The following is a 17651-nucleotide window of genomic DNA, read 5'->3' on the forward strand; positions in this document are numbered from 1 at the left end:
TACCGGCTGCGTGGTTTTTCGCGCTTTCAGACCCTCAACAGCCTCATGACGTGACCCGATTCAGAAGGAAGATCCCGACGTGCCCATCGGCAGCGTCGGGACAGCAGGGGGCGTTACTCTTTCGCGATCGGCGTCTCGCTCTCGTCAATCTTCGTCTCGCCCTGAATGCTTCTGATGCGTTTCTCTACGTCACTGACCTGCTCGCTGCTGTGCAGCAGGGTGTAAGTCAGATCAAACGCGGTGCTGGCACCCGGCTGCAGCTGCTTCACGCGCTTCTGCTCACGTTCAATCGTCACCGGATAGGCATAACTGGTACCGGGTTCAATGCCGGTGACATAACCCTGTTTCAGGGTGTCGGTATTTTTCCACAGGGTTAGCAGCGGCAGCTGGCGGGTATCAAACTGAATTGAGGCACCGCCTGTCCCGGCTTTATTGATGACTGCGGCAACGGTCTGGTGATTGCTGTCCGACAGCGGCTTGATGTTAAACACCATCTCATCAAAATCTTTGGTCGGACCTTTATAGTTCTGCCACTCTTTTAATCCGGCTTTGGCATAGTCGTTGAACGGACTGATACCGGACATCGGTGCCAGGAAGCGTGCGCCCTCTTCCAGAATCGGCGTGCCGAAGTTGCTGTGATAGATGATCTGATAGTCATGCGGATAGTCAGCATGGTTGGTCAGCACATCATGCAGGCTGAAGCTGTTACTGCCCGGCACATAGCGCAGTTCGGTCAGGGTCTGCAAATCGGCTTTCTTAAAGGTGCTCTCTTTAATCAGACCCCGAATGCGGATCTCATGGGGTGCCGCATCAGCCACTTCAACTTCCAGCTGAGAGACAGGTGTGTTACCGGCTTTGCCGTGCAGCGTATAGATGCGCCCTTCGTCCGTCACCGGATGACCGGTCCATTCATAGCCGCAGCGCACCATCATCTCATTAAAGCCATCCAGCCAGCCCAGGCCATTACGGCTTTCAAGATTGATGTAAGCCGGGTTGACCACCTCTTTCACGGGAGAATCCCAGCCCATACGGGAACCAAATCCTTCCACGCGCAACAGATTCATCCCGCGGGTCGGACTCAGCGTAATGGTCAGGCCATCCTGACTGCGAATCGTCAGGATCTTACTGCCCTCCTGCTTACCGCCGTGGAGCACTTTCTGTTCGATGCTGAACGGTTTACCCTGCAACTTCAGCTCAGCGCTGGAAATCTGCCAGTTTCCCTGCTCCGTGCCCTGTTCAGCACTCGTCAGCACCCAGGTTTTTGCCGCAGCAGAACCTGAAACCAGCACCGCCAGTACCGTTAACGCCAGTTTAATCTTCATTCATCGCTCCGTTAGCTGAATCGTTTTTTCATAACATAAGTAAAATTTACTGACTGAAGGTTAAAAGAAACGTGACGATGCTCACCTGACGTGAAATGGCTCTGTTTTAGCGACAGTAATGCGGACTGAATCACATAAAAAGCGTCCGGAAATGAATAATCACGACGGATTTTGTGAAACTGAACAGGCCTGGCTTTACTCGATTCAGCGTGTAACACGCACTGTTCGCATAACCGGCAGATAACAGTCGATTAAAAAAACGATAAAAAAATTTTCAGACGCCGCAACTTTTTCCGTTTTTGAACGAACCTGTTTACAGGGACGTCAGACAACCCCGTCTGATCGTCAATGGAGAGAGAGTAAAGCCAATGAAAAAGACCCTGAAAACCCTGGCTGTCGCGACGCTGCTGGCCCTGAGTGTTCCGGCAACCTCCGCCTTTGCGGCATTACAGGCTGGAGAGAAAGCGCCAGATTTTAAACTGGATGCGGCCCTGGCGGGTAAATCCACCACCTTTTCACTGCAACAGGCCCTGAAAAAAGGCCCGGTTGTGCTCTACTTTTTCCCTGCGGCCTTCAGTGCGGGCTGTACGCTGGAAGCGCACGATTTTGCTGAAGCGACCGACGAGTTCAGTAAACTGGGTACGACCGTCATTGGCGTGACCGCGGGTAACACCGATCAGATTGCGAAGTTCTCTCAGCTTGAGTGCCGTGACAAGTTTACCGTTGCCGCCGATCCGGGTGCGAAAGTGGCCGCAGAGTATAAGAGCACGATGGAGATGAAGGGGCAGAAGGTGTCAGACCGCACCTCTTACGTCATCGCGCCCGATGGGAAAATCCTGCTGAGCTACACCGATAAAAACCCTGACGCGCATATCCAGAAAGCCATGGATGCCGTTAAGAAATATCGTCAGGCCAACCCGGCATAACTTCATCATCTGAGCAGGTAAACCATGCTGACTGCGATTGCAGCCGCCTTTCTGGGCGGCATTATACTGAACCTCATGCCCTGCGTGTTTCCGGTGATTTCACTGAAAGCGCTGAGCCTGATCCGCCATCACGCTACCCCTTCGCACGCCAGAGCGGAGGGCGTGGCGTTTCTGCTGGGCGTCGTGGTGACCATGGTCGCCCTGACGGCGGTACTGCTGCTGGCACGGGCAGGCGGTGCATCGGTGGGCTGGGGCTTTCAGCTGCAATCGCCACTGGTCATTGCTGCCCTGATTCTGGTGATGCTGGGTTCGGCGCTGAACCTGCTCGGACTGTTTGAAGTCGGGCTGTCGATACAGCGGGTTGGCGGCGTGGGAAGCGACCGCGGTGGTCTGGTGGGGTCGGCACTGACCGGCGCGCTGGCTATTATCGTCGCCACACCCTGTAGCGCACCTTTTATGGCGAGCGCAGTAGGCTACGCGCTGACGCAGCCCCCGCTGGTCAGCCTGGTGATCTTTATCGCGCTGGCGCTGGGCTTCGCTGCCCCCTTCACCCTGATCTCCTTTTTTCCGGTGCTGGCGCGGATTCTGCCAAAACCGGGCGCCTGGATGAACACGCTCAAACAGGGCCTGGCCTTCCCGATGCTCGGCGCGGTGGGCTGGTTGATCTGGGTGCTGGAACGTCAGGCAGGCTCAGCCGCTCTGGCCGCGATCCTGGCCTGCTGCCTGCTGCTGAGTTTTGCAGCGTGGCTGTATGGCATGGCGCAGAAACGCCGTATGATGGGTCAGCGTCACGGGATGCTGCATGTCGCCACCGCGTTTTTCCTCGCGCTGGTCGTGGTGCCTTTGATGAACCTCAATAGTTTTGCCGCCGCGCCTGCCGACACAGATACCGCCTCACAGGCGGCCGCTGCCGTTGCCTGGTCACCGCAAAACGTTGACGCGATCAAAGGCCAGGGCAAGCCCATTCTAGTGAACTTCACGGCCTCCTGGTGTATCACCTGTCAGGTCAACGACCGCACCTCGCTGTCGACGCAGGCGGTAAAAGCCGCGATGGCGCGCACCAGTACGATCTACATGGTGGCGGACTCTACCCAGTACAATCCTGATGTGGAACAGGCACTCAGCGACTTCGGTCGTGGCGGACTTCCGCTCTACGTGGTCTACCCGGCTGACGGGGGGAAACCGGAAGTGCTGCCACAGGTGCTGACGCCGGGGATTGTCATATCAGCGCTGGATAAGGCGACGGAAAAAGGAAAGAAAACCTGAAACGACTGAACCAACAGGCGCCTGGGGCGCTGACCGGCTGATGTCCGATGCCAGAAACTGATCGGCGCGCACAGCAGTGGCCAGCGCTGATGGCACGCGCACAGGCGGGCGACAGAGCGGCCTATAACCAGTTACTGAAAGCGATGGTTCCGGCCATCCGGGCACTGGTGTGCAAAAAAATCCGCGACGAGGCCCTGGTTGAGGATGTGATTCAGGAGACGCTGCTGGCGATCCACCGGGTGCGGCATACCTACGATCCGCAGCGGCCTATCCTTCCCTGGGTAGCGGCTATCACCGCTGCCCGGACCATTGATGCGCTGCGTCAGCATGGCCGACGTCAGGAAGTCCAGGATGAGGAGGTGCTGCAACGCCAGCCTGCTGCAGGGGCTGACACCGCCGCCGATGCCGATATCCTCTCGGGTTATCTGGACACCCTTCCGCTGCGTCAGCGGGAAATTGTTGAATCCGTACATCTGCGTGAGCAGAGCCTGGCGCAGGCGGCCGCTGAAACGCATCAGTCGCTCTCTGCGGTTAAATCCCTGTTGCATCGCGCAATGGTTAATCTTCGTAAATATGGACGGGGTCATCATGAAAAATCATGACCAGTTAATCAATCAGCTCAGCGCCTCTGCGCAGCCGGTACGACGGGTGTGGCCAACACCCTGGCGCGTGGCGGGCTGGATCGCGCTGGCCCTGCCGTGCGGTGCGCTGAGCAGCTGGGCATTTCACACCAGGCAGACAGACTGGTCACAGCCCGGCGCGTTACTGGCGCTTGCTGGCCTGGTGCTCTCACTTATCATCGCGGGCAACATGCTGGCGGCGGCCTTTACACTGAGCATTGCGGGCAGGAAACCTCTCAGCCTGCGCGGTTCGGCGGTGCTGATGGCAATCTGGCTGGCGCTGAATCTGATTAACATGTCATCGTCGGAACCGCCAGCGGGTGCTGGCCGGTTTGGTGAAGGGATACACTGCTATCTGTTTATGCTCTCTGCCAGTGTGCCGATGATGCTAATCTCTGTGGTTGCCCTGCAGCGCACCCGATCACTCCATCCGGCGCGCAGTCTGGCCCTGACCGGCTGCAGCAGCGCATTCACCTCATCTATGCTGCTGTCGCTATGCCATGAAACCCACCTGCATGCCATCGACTTCTCCATGCATCTGGCCGCAGGCCTGACCATCGTGGCTCTGACGGTGCTGGCGGGCCGCCGCTGGGTCAGGCTGGAGAGGTAACCGCGACGGCGTTCACACTCTGCAGCCACTTCACCCCGCGCTGACCACCCCCGCTCTCCGTGTTAACAACAAATCCGGCGCGGAGGCTGCCAAAACTCAGGCTTTGGCGTAGGCTGAAAGCTGGCTGGAAACACGACACGGGAGAAGGCAATGCATGAAGAACTAACGGCTCAATGCCACTGTGGCGCAGTGGCATTCAGGGTGACGCTGAAAGATGGGTTTAACACGGTGCGCCGCTGCAACTGCTCATTTTGCCGGATGCGCGGCGCAGTCGTGGTATTTGCCACTAACGTGGCGTTAACGCAGGGTGACGCGCAGCTCACCGAATATCGCTTTAACAGCAAACAGGTGGGACACTACTTCTGCTCGGTCTGCGGCATCTACACCTTCCATCAGAGCCGCTCGCAACCCGATCAGTTCGGCGTGAACGTCGCCTGCCTGGACGGGGTTTCGCCCTTTGATTTCACCGACGTGCCGGTCTCCGATGGCATGAATCACCCCAAGGATGGCGGTGCCGGTGGGATCGCGGGTCATCTGGTTTACACGCCGACCCGCTGAGCCAGCCGGGAAGCACTATTCCCGGCTCGGTTTGCCGCTGAAACGGGTGATCGGTTTCTCCTCTTCCCTGTCGATCTGCTGAGAGAAGACATCCAGCGCCGTCAGGAGAGGACGCAGGCCGCGCCACAGCTCCTCATCATTAAGCAGACGGATGATGCCGCGAATGCCCGGCGCGGCTTTTTCCTGACGGGCCTCTTCCCGCGCCGGTTTGACGGCCATTGCCGCATCACGGATCGCCTGCAACAGATGATTGAACCGCTCGGGCGGTACGCTGCCCAGCGTCATCATCAGCAGCGAAATGTTCTGAAGGGCATTCTGCGTGCCGGGCTGATTAAGACCCGACACCAGAATCTTACCCACCTCGCTATTCGACTTCACCAGATCGTTCGCCAGGCGCAGAAAACCGTGCTGGTGGAGATTTTCAATCAGCTCATCCATCGCCTCTCTGGCGGTCGGTTCGGTTCGCGCAGGCGTAACCTGATGTGTTATCCGTTCAGCCATTAAAATTTCTCCGGTTTTTCAACATGTTCAGGCGGCTCACGATAGCCAGCCTGCTGCCACTTTTGCTCAATGGGCAGATGATCGAGTGGGGTCCGGCTGCCGTGCCGGAAGTTGTGAAGCGGCATCGGATCGGGCTGCGGCCGGCGGTCAATGCGCTTCATATTGACGGCAATCTCTTTATAGGCGGGTGTGTTGACATCAGGATCGTGATGTTCCCCGGTCAGGGCATTAACGCCATCCTTTCCGTGGTGGATTGGCATAAAGAGAATATGACCGGCCACGCGTTCGGTAATGACAACCGGCACATCGACCGAACCGCGCCGCGAGGTGATACGCACCCACTCCCCTTCGGTCAGGCTGCGCGACGCCGCCAGCGCCGGTGAGATCTCCACAAAGGCGTTGGGCGAGAGTGAGAGCATGCGTCCGCCCTGCCCGGTCTGATTCATCGACTGAAAATGCTCCAGCATCCGGCCGTTATTCAGCAGCAGATTATATTCCGCATCCTCCTGCTCGGCGGGAGGCTGCCAGCTCAGCGGATAGAGCCGGGCTTTGCCATCCGGGAAGTTAAACCGCTCGGTATAGAGCCGCGGAGTGCTTTCGCCCGCCGCGCTCACCGGCCAGAGCTGCGACTGCCAGCCGACCAGCTGTTCATAGCTGACGCCCGCAAAGATTTCTGCAATCCCTGCTGCCTCCGCCATGATCGCACCGGGATTCGGATAGTGCCACGGGTGGCCCAGACGGGCGGCGAGTTCGGTGAAGATCTGCCAGTCAGGCCGGCTGTCACCCAGGGGTTTCATCGCCGGAGAGAAGTGCTGGATACGCCGCTCGGTGTTGACATAGGTGCCCTCTTTTTCGACGCTCGGGCAGCCAGGCAAAACAACATCGGCAAATTCAGCGGTGCGCGACATAAAGATGTCCTGCACCACCATAAATTCCAGTTTACTGAAGGCAGCGTGCACCGACGCGGAATCGGCATCGGCAAACGCCGTATCCTCCCCGGTGATGTACATTGCGCGAATCGTGCCCTCACCGGCCTCTTTCACCATTTTAAAGTTATCGGCACCCACTTTATCGGAGAGCGCTTCCGGTGCCACGCCCCAGGCACGCGCCCATTTTTCACGCATTGCCGGATCGGTCACTTTCTCATAGCCAGGGTAGAGATTACTCAGACAGCCAAAGTCACTGGCGCCCTGCACATTGTTATGGCCCCGCATCGGATAGCCACCGGTGCCGGGCCGGCCATAGTTGCCGGTGACCAGCAGCAGATTCGACAGTGCCGTGCTGGTGTCTGCGCCGTGGCTGTGCTGCGTGATGCCCATCGCCCATAAAATACAGGCACTGCCCGCCTGGCCGATCATCTCTGCGGCTTCGATCAGCGCCGGTTCGCTCAGGCCACAGATCTCGCTGGCAAAAGCCAGGGTAAAGGGAGCCAGTGAAGCCCGGTACGCCTCCACCTGATTAACCCGCTGCGCCAGAAACGATTCATCGGCATAACCGTGGTCAAACATATATTTCGCCATCGCTGAGGCCCACACCAGATCGGTGCCGGGACGGATGCGCAGATAGCAATCGGCACGCTCTGCCATTTCATGACGGCGCGGATCGACAACCAGCAGCTTCTGACCGCGATGTTTGTGACTCTGTTTGATGTGAGAGGCGATAACCGGGTGATTTTCAGAGAGGTTACTGCCTACCAGGACTATCAGTTCCGTCTGCTGCAGGTCTGCAATCGTTCCGGCGTCACCGCCATAACCCACCGTGCGAAACAGTCCCTCTGTCGCCGGGTTCTGGCAGTAACGGGAGGAGTTGTCGACGTTGTTAGTGCCGAAGATCAGCCGGGCAATTTTCTGCGTCAGATAGGCTTCTTCGTTGCTGGCTTTACTGGAGCCGATAAAGCCAATCGCATCCCCGCCGTGACGCTGCGCCACGGCCTGCAACCCCTCCGCCACCCGTTGCAGCGCCTCATCCCAGCTGGCGGGGCGGAAACGTCCGTTTTCACGGATCAGCGGGGTGGTCAGTCGTTCAGGACTGTTCACGAAGTCCCAGCCGAATTTGCCTTTCACGCAGGTCGAAATACCGTTGGCGGGGGCCTCTGCCACCGGCTGAATTTTCAGGATGTGGCGATCGCGGGTCCAGATTTCAAAACTGCATCCGACGCCGCAGTAAGTACAGACCGTTTTAGTCCGTTTGATTTCCGACTGCCGCAGTGCCACATCAATTTTTGAAACGCCGGTGATCGGCTCCATGCCGATGCTGTTCTCCAGCGCTTTTACGAAGTCGATAAGCGGGCGCTTCAGCCCTTCATCCATCGCCGTGAACGGCCCCGCATCGGGCTGCATGGTTTTTTCCAGCAGCGCATTACAGGGGCAGACGGTGACGCAGTGACCACAGCTGACGCAGCTGGAGCCGGCGATTTCGGTGCCGCCATCCCACAGCACACGCGGGTGCGCCTGGGTGTAGTCAATGGAGAGCGTCTCGTTAACCTCGACATTCTGGCACGCTTCAACACAGCGGCCGCACAGGATGCACTGGTCAGGGTCGTAGGTGTAAAACGGATTAGAGTGATCTTTCGCGTAGGGCTTGGGCTGATGAGGATAGTACTGAATCGGAATGTGCATATCGGCCACGGCGTTATGCAGCGTGCAGTCCCCGGTATTGTGTTCGCAGACGGTGCAGTAGAGCTCATGACGGTTAAGCAGGCGATCCATCCCCTCCTGCTGCATCGCCTCCAGCACCTGGCCTTCACTCTGCACCGTTAAGCCCTCTTCGGTTCGCAGCGTACAGCCCCGCACCCGCTCACCGTTGGCTTCCACCCAGCAGACATCACAGCTCTGTAAGGGCGACAGCGCCGGATGGTAACAGACATGAGGCAATTTTTTTCCCTGGGCATCCAGAAAATCGATCAGCGGCTGGTCGGCCAGGCCCTGCATCCGTTCACCATTGAAAACAATAGTGCAGTAATTTTCACTCATATAAGCCCCATGGCGACATTGCGAATAGCTTCCGGCTGGAAAAATACCCCTGAATTTATAGGGTTGCCTCACAAGCTTAGTGAGGATTAGCCACTACGCCATCTGTACGGCTACGCTTATCCGGGTTAATCGCTGACAGTTAAGGCTTTTTTTAAATGTAATGACTTTTTACCAGACAGAATCAGCGCGCCTGATGAGACAGGCGTCGGACGATGCCCGCCTCAATGGGGTTCCGCTGCTAAGCGATATTTATGCCGCTGCTGAAGAAGGGTGTCCAGGCCTCTTATCAGGTATGTTGTAACTATGAAAAAGTGAGAAGCCATTTATCTGAAACGTCACGCGCGTTTTATCCTGCCTTGTATAACGCTTTTTTCGGCAGAAAACGTCTCCGTGTTTATCTGACAGGTGCCGGTTTACCGTACCGCTTATTAACTGAGTGTAATAACGCACCGTCACTTCATTATTTCAGACGAAATAAGGCTGAAACGATTTTATCGTCTCGGCCGCTCTATGGATTATTATGATGCCGCAACAGTCCTATTCTCCTGTCCGCTGGTCACTCCTCTCAGCCTGTTATAAACAGGAGGATGAACTGAGCCTGTCCCGATATTGCCCACCGTGAAATTCGCGATCATATCAGGCGTGGGCGCTCATCATTTAGCCATACCAATCAGCCATTTATCCGAATCAGTGCGCCCCTGCAATAAAAGGATGATAATGATAATTGTTATGGTAATATCCTGTTAACCCTGCCCGTGACTTTCTTATCAGGGCCTTCTGGTACGTCATGATTAATTAACTGACCAGTAAACAACTGGCTGGAATGAGGTTCCAATGAATCCCATCGTATATATCGTTGACGACGACGCAGCAGTGACCTCTGCATTGTGCAATCTCTTTATTGCTGACGATTACACGGTTATCGCTTTTTCTTCTGCGCAAGCGTTTCTGGCGCACACGCTGACGTCCCTGCCCTGTTGCCTGATTCTGGATATTAATCTGCCGGACGCAGATGGGTTTGATATCGCCCGGTCGTTAATCGATCGCGGATATGCCATTCCCACCATCTTTCTGACCGGCTTCGGCACGATTCCGGTCACGGTGCGGGCGATGAAAACCGGCGCGTATGAGTTTCTGACCAAACCGGTCGATCCCGACCGTATATTGCAGGCGGTATCGGAGGCCTTACGCATCGCTGAGCAGAATATGGCTTCCTCTGAGGAGCGGCGTGAGTTACTGCAGCGACATCAGACGCTGACCCCGCGTGAAAGTGAGGTGATGCTGCTGGCAATCAGTGGCCTGCTGAACAAGCAGATTGCCGCCGAGATGGGCGTCAGTGAAATCACGGCAAAAGTCCACAAGCGGCGGGTGATGGAGAAGATGAATGCGCGTTCGCTGACCGATCTCGTCCGGGCGGCAGAACGGCTCAACATCGATCATACCCGGCGTCGCTGAGTGCCTGCGCAGCGACGCCGCGCCATTATCCCAGCGGAAGCGTGAACCAGAAGCGGCTGCCGCCTTCCGCCCGGTTCTCCGCACCTAACTCACCGTGATGCTTTTTGATGATCCCTTTGCTGATGGTCAGTCCCATCCCCATGCCGCTTTTTTTCGTGGTGTAGAACGACTCAAAGATCCGCTCACGCACCTCATCCGGTAAGCCGCAGCCGCTATCCTGCACCTCAAACCGCAGCGTTTCCGGCGTCGGGTTTTCGGAGGTGAGACGCAGCAGGGCTGCACGGGGTAATTCATCGGACATGGCATCGATAGCATTGATCACCAGATTCAGCAGCACCTGCTGAATCTGCACGCGATCGCAGAAAATATCCGCCTTTACGGCCCTGAACTTCAGCTCCAGGGAGATCCCCCGTCGCTCCAGCTCAATCCTGGAGAGCGCCAGTATATCCCGGGCGATCAGATGCAGATTCTCAGAGGCGAAGTTCGATTCGTTGTTGCGGGTCAGCGCCTGCAGACCACGAATAATCTCCCCGGCTCGCTTACCCTCATTGATAATCTCATTAAGACCGCTGGTAACATTTTCCAGCATCAGCGGTTCCCGCTTTAACCAGCGCAGGCTGGCTCCGGCGTTAGCGACTATCGACATCAGCGGCTGATTAATTTCGTGCGCGATGGACGCAGTGAGTTGCCCGACCGTGTTAGCGCGTGTTACCCGCGCCAGATCGGCCTGCGCCATTCGCGCACTATCTTCAGCCGCGCGCTGTGAGGTGATATCCGTAATCGTGCCGAAGTACTCTTTAACGTCGGGGTAGTTTTCCACCGGTTCGCCGATGCCTTTGATATAGCGACACTCACCGTCCGGTCTGAGCACGCGGAACTCAGCCTGCATACTGCGTCCCTGACTGACGCTGTGCGTAACGAGTTCACTGATGCAGGTGTGGTCATCGGGATGCACCCGGGTCAGAAAGTCAGCCATCGACAATCTTTTCTGGCCGGCGGGCAGGCCCATAATGCGGCCATACTCATCGGATACCCGCATCATGTCCTCAGTGACCTCCCAGCGCCAGGTGCCGGTATGGCTGATCTTCTCGCCGAGCATCAGCGAGGTTTTACTGGCGCGCAGCTGTTTCTCTACCCGTCGCCGGTGGTTGTTCTCCTCCAGCAACTCGGCATAGAGCCGTGCCGTCTCCAGCGAGACGGCTGCCTGCGCACTCAGGGTTTTGACAATGTGCGAGTGTTCAGCGGTAAACGCGTCGGGCATCAGGCGATTTTCCAGATAGAGCACGCCAACCAGCGTCGCCTGCCTGAACATCGGCACACACAATACGGCGGCACCCGACGCCACCAGATAGGGGTCCTGACTGAAGGGGCTGAACGCTTCCGGTTTGCCGGTGCGGATCTCCTGACCGGTGCGGATGACGGCAGAGAGAACCGACAAAGGGAGATCGGTCGCGACAGGTCGCTCTTTGACTATCTGCACCCGCACGCCATCGGCCGTACTTTCGGCCCAGGCCTGCGTCTCCGGAAGACTGCCCTCCAGAACCCGGATGAGCCTGCAACGCTGGGCCCCGGCGCGTTCCAGCAGCATACGCATCAGGGTATGCACCAGCCGATCCAGATTGATCTCCTCGGTCAGGGCACGCACAGCCGTCAGCATGCTCTCCAGATCGTAAAAAGAGGCATTCTGCATAAAGGGGATGGTGGTCAGTGCACTCTCCGGTACTGGCACGGTCTGATGCGGAACGTGCTGCTCCAGCTGGTGCACCAGCGCCTGCGCACCCCAGTTTTCCCAGCTCGCCATCGCCGCTTTAAGATAGGCGTCCGCGGCGGTATCAAGCTGCAGGGCTTTGCAGCAGCGGCCCGCCAGCTGATTCGCCAGCGCATGAATGTGCAGATAACCCGCCTGGCGTGAGAGCCGGATCGCCTCCTCATACAGCGTCAGCGCATCACCTGTCTCCTGCCTGAGGCGCGCGCGCTCTGCCCGCAGCAGGGCAACTTTGTCAGCAAACAGTCCCGGGTTGAGGCGAGCCCAGCCCGAAAACGTCTCCAGATGGTGATCCAGCGCCGCGCGGTCTGCTGACCGGCGCTGCTGACACAGTGATAAGGCGCTGTAAAAATGCAGATCCATCAGGTAGATATAAGCCGGAACCGCGCTGATCAGTGGGCGAATCTCCGCAAAACAGCGCAGTGCGTCATCATATTCAGTGGCATAAAAATGCGCCATTCCCTGATAGAGACCGGCCCAGAAGCGCACCATCGCTTTAGGGCCAGCGACCGGGCCCGGTTCACTGCCCGCCACCAGCGGCAGAGAATCTGCGCGATCCCCGGCCCTGAACCCATTGCGGTCACGCAACTGCACCACCAGGTGCTTCTGCATCACCAGCACGTTTTCGACATCGGGATAATGCGTTTCACGCGTAAAGGCGAGGCCCCGCTCAATGGAGGTCTGCACCGACTCAAGATGATCGCCCCGCGTCAGCATGTTCATAATCTGATGACGCAGCGCGAGGCAGGCAAAGGAGCGATCGCCATGCTGCACCGCAACACGGAAACTCTCCCGGGCAGATTCCACCGCAACGTCAATGGGCTGTGTCCAGATCCCGACCTGATCCAGCGGCAGCATCGTGCGCGCTTTATAGCGGGCAAAATCATGCTGCTCCACCAGCTCACGGGCTACACGGCCACAGGCATAGGCAAACTGCCAGGCCTGATAGCGTTCGCCAATCAGCACGCTCAGCCAGGCCAGGCTGAACGCAGAAGCGCCGGTCATGCCGTGATCCAGCGTCATCTCCAGCATACGGCAGACCAGTAACAGATGCAGTTGCGGACAGTCGTAGGCGGAGACATAAATGGTGCTGGCCATCAGATCGAGCACCGCTTCAATGTCACGATTCTCGTTCAGCGGCAGGCGGGAAAAGGCGGCATGCGGCGAGTCGCCCATTCTCGCCCTGAGCGCCTGCCAGGCGGCGTCAATCTCCGACTCATCCGGGTCACGCCTGAAGTGCACGCCGGAAACTGCCAGCCAGGCGAGTGCGGTTTCCAGCGCGAGATGGTTGTCAGACTGCCGCATATGAATTTCGGTAGCCAGACAGGCTGCCAGCGATTTCTCACTGAGCGTGCCCGGTTTGCTCAGCAACTGGCTACAGAGCATTTGCGCGGTGGCGAGATTGCCCTGTAAAAACTCGCACTCCGCCTCATCGATACGCAGCATAAAATCACTCCCGCTGACGCCCTGCTGACCCAGCCGTTGCGCAGTGCGCAGATAGCGCAACGCTGAAAGATAGTCCCCGGCGCGTTTCGCCGCCTGTGCGGCACGCAGGCAGAGCGGATAATAACGCTCGCAGTCGGTGGCGCAGAGCGGCAGTTCAGCAATTCTGTCCACGTGATAAACCGTTCTGAAGAGCGCCTCATGACTTTCAGCGGTAACGGCGGCGGCTGTCAGCCAGGCCGCGGCTTGCTGATGAAGATGCTGTTGCTGCCGGAGATCGAGCAGTAAAAACGCCGCGTGATGGACCCGGTCATGGGTAAAGGCGTACTCCCCGCCCGTCAGGGTAATGAAGCGACCGCTGACGGCCGGTTCAAGCCATTCGATAATTTGCGCCACAGGATGCGCGCTGATATGAGCGATCAGGGCGAGCTCACCACTGGCACCCAGACAGGCCAGCGATCCCAGCAGCTGGCGGGTGATCGCCGGGAGCTGCGCCAGCTGATCGAGGACCAGACCGGCGACATTGTCAGTGTACTGTCGCGCAATCAGCTGCCCGCGGTCGTAATGCCACTTCAGCGGGCTCTGACGCACCGCAATCACCCCATCCTCAACCGCCTGCCGAAAGAAGGTCTGAACAGAAAGCGGATTGCCGCCGGTTTTCTCATAGAGGATCTGTGCCAGTTCGCGATGGCCGCAGGGGCGGGAATGCAGCATGTCAGCCAGCCAGCGGGCGATGCCTTTAACGCTGAGCGGCTGGGGCGTCAGCACCACCACCCGCGCCGCGGAGGCTCTGATCCGCAGCAGAAATCCGGCCACCATCGGACAGGGCATCGCGTCTCCCTCCCGGAAGGCCAGCACCAGCATCCAGGGCAGATGGGCATTACGGGTGACCAGATGCTCCAGCAATTGCAGCGTGGCATTGTCTGCCCAGTGAACATCATCAATCAGCAACACCAGCGGCCGCTCAGGCGTGGCAAAAGCGTCAATAAGCGCAGAAACCATCAGATTGAACTGATCGCGGGCCTCCTGGGCAGGGCGCACCACCGGCTGCACCGCCCGGAGGTTGAGCAGCTGTTTCAGCTCCGGCACCAGTTCAATGGCCAGATCGGCATAGCCGCTCAGGCGCTGCCGCAGGCGAATTCGCCATTGGCTGACCTCCGGAGCGGACAGTCCTGACAGGTAAAGCGTTACGCTGCGCAGCGCGGAGGCGAGCGGGGCATAAGGGGCCATCGGCGAAAGCGGGTCGGCCTTGCTTGCCGCCAGCAGTACCTGTCGGCGCTGCAGGTTTTTCAGAGCAGAGGCGATAAGGGCCGATTTGCCTGAACCGGGCGCGCCGCTCAGCATGACCAGGCGCTGCGTACCGCTGCGGCTGACGTCATCCAGCGTTCTCAGCAACTGATGCGCCTGCGGATGCTGCATAAACAGACCCGTGGCGCGAAACCCGGCGATAAACGGTTCCTGCAGGCCGGGCGTGAACGGTTCGATGGTGTTCTCTGCTGTCAGCGTCGCCTGACAGCGGCGTAAGTCAGCCATCACGCCCTGAGCCGTCTGGTATCGCTCAGCGGGTGATTTGGCCAGCAGGCGCAGCAGAATGGCAGAGAGAATGGCTGGCACCGCCTCTCTGACCTGATCGGCGGGCCGGGGAGCGGTGGCAATGTGATGGTGGATCCACTCCGCCTCACCCGCACAAGGAGAGCCAAAGGGAAGCCTGCCGGTCAGGTATTGATAGAGCACCACGCCCAGGCTGTAGAGATCGCTGAGCGTGCTGACCGGATGGGGTGTCCGCCCGGTATGTTCAGGTGACATGTAGGCCAGGGTCCCGCCAGAGGCGCGCAGACCCTCCGCCGACTGCCCCGCCAGGGTGGCGAGCCCGAAATTGCCCAGCAGAAAGCGGTCATCGTCACCGATGAAGAAATGGTCTGGCTTGATATCCCCATGGACGATGCCCTGATGATGCGCCTGACTGAGCGTGGCGCAAAGTCGCAGCGCCACCTCGAGAAAATCCGCCAGGGTGCCCGGAGGATGCGCCAGCCTGTGCGCCAGGGTCTGAAAGGGAAAGGCGGGATAAACGAGCGCATAACGATTCTGGTAGCGGGTGGAGCCTGTGGCGGTGATGGCCCAGCGTGGCGAAAGATATCCCGCCAGCGCCCGTTCATTCTTAAGCCGCTGCGTGGCCTGATACGTGACCTCGTCACTTTGAGGCGTCGCGATAATGAATGCGTCGCCGGAAGGACGCTGAACCGCTATCCAGCACAGGCAGCCATCCTGCGCCAGCGTGGTCAGCGTGTCGGTTTCGTCAGGGGTGGAGCCCGCGTCGTCACCCTCATGAACAGTGAGTGAAAGAGTGCTCATCAGCGCGCTTCTCCCTGAGATAACGCACAACGGATCAGCGTCAGCAGCGTATCAACATCAATGGGCTTGCGCAAAAAGGTCACGGCACCCAGTGCCACGGCATACCAGAGCGTTGTCTCTTCCTGATCGGCCGAGATAAAAATGACCGGCGGCAGGCCGGGCCGCTGTTTCAGAAGCGTAAACAGCTCAAAACCGGACATCCCCTTCAGTCCGATATCAATAATCAGCATCGCCGCCCCGGCCAGCGCATCATCATCGTTCAGCAGCGCCTCACCGGACTCAAATAATCGGGTGGCGTAGCCGTCTGAATGCAACAGATTGCTCAGTCCACTGCGGACCGCGCGTTCATCATCAACAATGATAATACGCTGTGACAGCGTCATGCAGATATCCTCTGGAACGCCTCACCCTGTGGCAGGCGAGGACTTAGGGCGTTTTATCGCCGTCGGGCGGCGGTGTGCCACTGATTTTTGGCACACATTCATGGCGAAACCACCTCAGCGTGACGGGCTGGCGGCGGCACAGACGCGTCGCCAGCGGAACCAGCTGCTCCCCCACCAGCATGCCAAAGAGTCCCAGCAGCGCCATGACAGGCGGTGCCGGTGAATTGACGTTGATCAGGGCATAGATTACCCCAGCCAGCAGACCCACCGCGAGAGAAATAATGTAGGATTTCAACATGATCGGCTTATCCCGTTGTGGCTGTCACAGGCCGTGCAGGACTCTGCTGCTGGAGAGTGGCAGGCTGCTCAGCAGGCAGGATCGCATCGATCAGCGCCCCGCCCAGCAGCATCCCCAGCAGTCCCACCAGCGCAATCGCTGGCGGAGCGGGCGAACGCACCTTAAGCAGGCCATAAAGCACACCGATTACACTCCCTGCCGCCAGGGAAAGAAGAAAAGGATTCATCACCGGACTCCTGTTTTGCCACGCTGCTGACCGGACCAGGGGCACCGATCAGCAGCACGCGACTTAGCGGACGGGTGCGTGCACCGGAGCCAGGGTACGGTGTTCACTCTTCTGACGGGATGGCGCTTTGTGCACCATGGTATAGGCGTAATCCACACCAATGCCGTAGGCACCTGAGTGTTCTTTGGCAATGTTCATCACCGCATCGTAAGTGTCACGGTTGGCCCAGTCACGCTGCCACTCCAGCATCACCTGCTGCCAGGTGACCGGCACCACACCCGCCTGAATCATGCGTTGCATGGCGTAGTCGTGCGCTTCTTTGGTGGTGCCGCCAGAAGCATCCGCCACCATGTAGATCTCGTAATCCCCTTCCAGCATCGCGCACAGCGCAAAGCTGTTATTGCACACTTCCGTCCAGAGGCCTGACACCACCACCTTTTTCTTTCCGTTTGCCGCCAGCGCGTCACGCACTTTCTGGTCATCCCAGGAGTTCATTGAGCTGCGCTCCAGAATATCCTGTCCTGGGAACACATCCAGCAGCTCCGGATAGGTATGACCGGAGAAACTTTCCGTTTCGACCGTCGTGATGATGGTGGGGATATTGAAGACTTTCGCCGCCTTCGCCAGGGCGACCGTGTTGTTTTTCAGCACCTGACGGTCAATGGACTGCACACCAAAGGCCATCTGCGGCTGCTGGTCGATAAAAATAATCTGGCTGTTATGTGGCGTAAGGACTTCAAGCTTAGCGTTGGACATGCGTTCACCCATAGAGGTTAAGTAACGGAATTCCGCCAACCGGCGCGGAGCAAAAGGAGCAGCCTGTACCGGGTTAACACCCCGCTGCTGGCTGTCTGAACCCAGTTTAGGGTGAGCTGTCACGGCAAACTATTATCTCTGCGTATAACTATACGAAGGTATAGGTATCCCTCTGTATAACTAGACGCGCCCTCAGCC

At 58.2% G+C, this 17651-nt stretch carries 14 protein-coding genes; 6 read left to right on the plus strand and 8 right to left on the minus strand.

What is annotated here, in order from left to right:
* Positions 1-113: 113 nt before the first annotated feature.
* Positions 114-1322: an aldose 1-epimerase family protein gene (locus tag OJ965_RS01450; protein ID WP_265135352.1), complete on the minus strand. Its 1209-nt coding sequence runs from the start codon at positions 1320-1322 to the stop codon at positions 114-116.
* A 368-nt stretch (positions 1323-1690) separates the two neighbouring features.
* Between OJ965_RS01450 and OJ965_RS01455 the strand changes: the two genes are divergently transcribed.
* The 5 genes from OJ965_RS01455 to OJ965_RS01475 all read left to right on the plus strand — a co-directional run bounded on the left by OJ965_RS01455 (position 1691) and on the right by OJ965_RS01475 (position 5302).
* Entirely contained in the window at positions 1691-2248 is a 558-nt protein-coding gene (locus OJ965_RS01455) for a peroxiredoxin (RefSeq protein ID WP_265135353.1), read from the plus strand.
* Positions 2249-2272: 24 nt separating this feature from the next.
* The gene (locus OJ965_RS01460) at positions 2273-3514 is read left to right on the plus strand and encodes a protein-disulfide reductase DsbD family protein (protein WP_046102650.1); all 1242 of its coding nucleotides are present in this window, start codon (positions 2273-2275) and stop codon (positions 3512-3514) included.
* A gap of 47 nt (positions 3515-3561) precedes the next feature.
* Positions 3562-4116: a sigma-70 family RNA polymerase sigma factor gene (locus OJ965_RS01465; protein ID WP_140029191.1), complete on the plus strand. Its 555-nt coding sequence runs from the start codon at positions 3562-3564 to the stop codon at positions 4114-4116.
* Entirely contained in the window at positions 4103-4744 is a 642-nt protein-coding gene (locus tag OJ965_RS01470; RefSeq protein ID WP_265135354.1) for a DUF1109 domain-containing protein, read from the plus strand. The genes OJ965_RS01465 and OJ965_RS01470 overlap by 14 nt, the downstream gene beginning before the upstream one ends.
* A 150-nt stretch (positions 4745-4894) precedes the next feature.
* Positions 4895-5302 carry a GFA family protein gene (locus OJ965_RS01475; RefSeq protein ID WP_154928727.1) on the plus strand — a complete coding sequence of 136 codons (408 nt, stop codon included), beginning with the start codon at positions 4895-4897 and terminating at the stop codon, positions 5300-5302.
* A gap of 15 nt (positions 5303-5317) precedes the next feature.
* On the opposite strand, the gene OJ965_RS01480 is transcribed toward OJ965_RS01475, so the two are convergent.
* Together OJ965_RS01480 and fdhF are read right to left on the minus strand one after the other, a co-directional pair.
* A complete protein-coding gene (locus OJ965_RS01480; RefSeq protein WP_265135355.1) occupies positions 5318-5803 on the minus strand; it encodes a helical membrane plugin domain-containing protein in 486 nt (161 codons plus the stop codon).
* A complete protein-coding gene (fdhF, locus tag OJ965_RS01485; RefSeq protein ID WP_265135356.1) occupies positions 5803-8775 on the minus strand; it encodes a formate dehydrogenase subunit alpha in 2973 nt (990 codons plus the stop codon). Before fdhF ends, OJ965_RS01480 begins: the two co-directional genes overlap by 1 nt.
* A gap of 834 nt (positions 8776-9609) precedes the next feature.
* On the opposite strand from fdhF, the gene OJ965_RS01490 reads away from it, so the two are divergent.
* Entirely contained in the window at positions 9610-10230 is a 621-nt protein-coding gene (locus OJ965_RS01490) for a response regulator transcription factor (protein ID WP_009092998.1), read from the plus strand.
* A 25-nt stretch (positions 10231-10255) separates the two neighbouring features.
* Here the strand turns inward: OJ965_RS01490 and OJ965_RS01495 are convergent, their stop codons facing one another.
* The 5 genes from OJ965_RS01495 to OJ965_RS01515 form a co-directional block, all read right to left on the minus strand.
* Positions 10256-15790: an ATP-binding sensor histidine kinase gene (locus OJ965_RS01495; protein WP_265135357.1), complete on the minus strand. Its 5535-nt coding sequence runs from the start codon at positions 15788-15790 to the stop codon at positions 10256-10258.
* Positions 15790-16173: a response regulator transcription factor gene (locus tag OJ965_RS01500; RefSeq protein ID WP_009093000.1), complete on the minus strand. Its 384-nt coding sequence runs from the start codon at positions 16171-16173 to the stop codon at positions 15790-15792. Before OJ965_RS01500 ends, OJ965_RS01495 begins: the two co-directional genes overlap by 1 nt.
* 43 nt (positions 16174-16216) lie before the next feature.
* A complete protein-coding gene (locus tag OJ965_RS01505; protein WP_009093001.1) occupies positions 16217-16471 on the minus strand; it encodes a XapX domain-containing protein in 255 nt (84 codons plus the stop codon).
* A 7-nt stretch (positions 16472-16478) separates the two neighbouring features.
* Positions 16479-16697 carry a DUF1427 family protein gene (locus OJ965_RS01510; protein WP_009093002.1) on the minus strand — a complete coding sequence of 73 codons (219 nt, stop codon included), beginning with the start codon at positions 16695-16697 and terminating at the stop codon, positions 16479-16481.
* 63 nt (positions 16698-16760) lie between these two features.
* Positions 16761-17453 carry a hydrolase gene (locus OJ965_RS01515; protein ID WP_010670331.1) on the minus strand — a complete coding sequence of 231 codons (693 nt, stop codon included), beginning with the start codon at positions 17451-17453 and terminating at the stop codon, positions 16761-16763.
* Between the last annotated feature and the right edge of the window lie 198 nt (positions 17454-17651).

This window comes from Pantoea anthophila (genome assembly GCF_026104315.1).
Classification (GTDB): Bacteria; Pseudomonadota; Gammaproteobacteria; order Enterobacterales; family Enterobacteriaceae; genus Pantoea; species Pantoea anthophila.

Coding starts and splice junctions, on each gene's coding strand:
- OJ965_RS01450 (WP_265135352.1), bottom strand. CDS start 1,322: ATGAAGATTAAACTGGCGTTAACGGTACTGGCGGTGCTGGTTTCAGGT.
- OJ965_RS01455 (WP_265135353.1), top strand. CDS start 1,691: ATGAAAAAGACCCTGAAAACCCTGGCTGTCGCGACGCTGCTGGCCCTG.
- OJ965_RS01460 (WP_046102650.1), top strand. CDS start 2,273: ATGCTGACTGCGATTGCAGCCGCCTTTCTGGGCGGCATTATACTGAAC.
- OJ965_RS01465 (WP_140029191.1), top strand. CDS start 3,562: ATGCCAGAAACTGATCGGCGCGCACAGCAGTGGCCAGCGCTGATGGCA.
- OJ965_RS01470 (WP_265135354.1), top strand. CDS start 4,103: ATGAAAAATCATGACCAGTTAATCAATCAGCTCAGCGCCTCTGCGCAG.
- OJ965_RS01475 (WP_154928727.1), top strand. CDS start 4,895: ATGCATGAAGAACTAACGGCTCAATGCCACTGTGGCGCAGTGGCATTC.
- OJ965_RS01480 (WP_265135355.1), bottom strand. CDS start 5,803: ATGGCTGAACGGATAACACATCAGGTTACGCCTGCGCGAACCGAACCG.
- fdhF (WP_265135356.1), bottom strand. CDS start 8,775: ATGAGTGAAAATTACTGCACTATTGTTTTCAATGGTGAACGGATGCAG.
- OJ965_RS01490 (WP_009092998.1), top strand. CDS start 9,610: ATGAATCCCATCGTATATATCGTTGACGACGACGCAGCAGTGACCTCT.
- OJ965_RS01495 (WP_265135357.1), bottom strand. CDS start 15,790: ATGAGCACTCTTTCACTCACTGTTCATGAGGGTGACGACGCGGGCTCC.
- OJ965_RS01500 (WP_009093000.1), bottom strand. CDS start 16,173: ATGACGCTGTCACAGCGTATTATCATTGTTGATGATGAACGCGCGGTC.
- OJ965_RS01505 (WP_009093001.1), bottom strand. CDS start 16,471: ATGTTGAAATCCTACATTATTTCTCTCGCGGTGGGTCTGCTGGCTGGG.
- OJ965_RS01510 (WP_009093002.1), bottom strand. CDS start 16,697: ATGAATCCTTTTCTTCTTTCCCTGGCGGCAGGGAGTGTAATCGGTGTG.
- OJ965_RS01515 (WP_010670331.1), bottom strand. CDS start 17,453: ATGTCCAACGCTAAGCTTGAAGTCCTTACGCCACATAACAGCCAGATT.